Source organism: Pseudomonas sp. SDO52101_S400, assembly GCF_054071635.1.
In genome coordinates, this window is the sequence record NZ_JBSVWF010000135.1 from 1 (window position 1) to 1426 (window position 1426).

1 protein-coding gene is annotated in these 1426 nt (G+C 56.5%); it reads right to left on the bottom strand.

Annotated features, from left to right (window positions below; genetic code table 11):
* Positions 1–9 precede the first annotated feature (9 nt).
* Positions 10–1341: an IS4 family transposase gene (locus tag ACW9HX_RS29040; protein ID WP_457383210.1), complete on the bottom strand. Its 1332-nt coding sequence runs from the start codon at positions 1339–1341 to the stop codon at positions 10–12.
* Between the last annotated feature and the right edge of the window lie 85 nt (positions 1342–1426).

Consider the following 1426-nt stretch of genomic DNA (forward strand, 5'->3'; position numbering starts at 1 on the left):
TAATGCCAGTCAGTTAAGCTGACTGGCATTTTTATTTTTGATCGGATACTTCGGGGATTTCAGCCTGATAGCCCGCGGATAAACCCGCTCTTCCCGGCGATGCGGCAGTACATAGTGCGGGGCCGAGGCGTGCAATTCGGCGAGGTATTTGGGGATGTTCCCTGAGCGATCCGCAGAAACGCCATTGATAAACCCCAGGATCGCCCAAGTACACGCGGTGAAGCTCAGCTCGCACGGATGGATTCCCGGACAATGGCGGCTCATTTCCACCATCTGATAACGCAACAGGTTGTACCCCAGCAACACGCCCCACAACTCTTGCTCGATCATCTCGGGCGTCTTGCTACGCAACGTGTAGCTGCTGTTGAGCAGTGTCTGTTTCATCTCCCTGAACCCTAATTCGATCTCCCAGCGATGGCTGTACAGGTCAACGATTTCATCGGATGGGAAACGCAGCGGATCGACCATCGATGTCAAAATCTGACAGACCTTGCCCTTGACCGTTTTGCTTAGGAGTCTTGCAGTCAGGCGCTCTGGCAAGCCTGGCCACTGCTTGCGGGCCTGCGGCGAAGTGCTGAGCGAAACCACCGCATCCTGACGCCCCAAGCGCTGAATCACTTCGTACTGCGCACCTTTACGCAGCGGCATCAGCCAATGCCGCTCAGCGCCGGCCTGCTGCCATTGGTGCAGCAACCCCAAGGAGTAGAAGCCGCGATCAAACAGCGTCAGCGAGTGATCTGGCGTGGTGTCGATCAGTTGCTCTGCCAGTTTCATTTCGTTACTGCGATAGCCATCAAAAGCACTGCCAATCAGCAAATGGCTGGTCAATTCCATTTGGCAAACCATGCGCACCTGAGGAAAACCGGTATCGCCATGCTGGTTGCTGGCGGAGTCGTAACGCGCACGGTTTTCGGGTGTATCGGGCGTTCGCCAGACGACACCGTCGACCCCCAATAAACGCAATCCGGCCCAGGTCGGATGGCTGGCCGTTTCATGCCAGCTTTTCTGCGTCAGATCGAAGACTTGTCGTACGGCCTCGCTACCCAACCGCTGACGGGCCTGGACTACGGCGCTGGGTGCGACCAGTGGGCGTTGTCCGGGCAGCATAATGTTCATGCGACTGACCACATCCCACGCCGACATGCGCCGGAAAAACGCCATGGAGATGACGCACCAGAGCATCATTTCCAAGGGCAGACGCCGCTTGCGAAGGGTGGCTACGCCGGCCTGCTCCAAGGCTTGCTCGACCAGGGAGGGATCAAGCAACGAGTCCAGTCCCTCAATGGAATTGGGAGTCGAGACGAAGTTGTGGGTCAGTTCCAGTGCCCGAGCCAAACGCATAAAAAAATCCGATGCCTATTCAGGCATCGGATTTTGATTTCTTGCGGCCAAAGGTCAAGCGAGAAGGCTTAACTGATCGGCATTA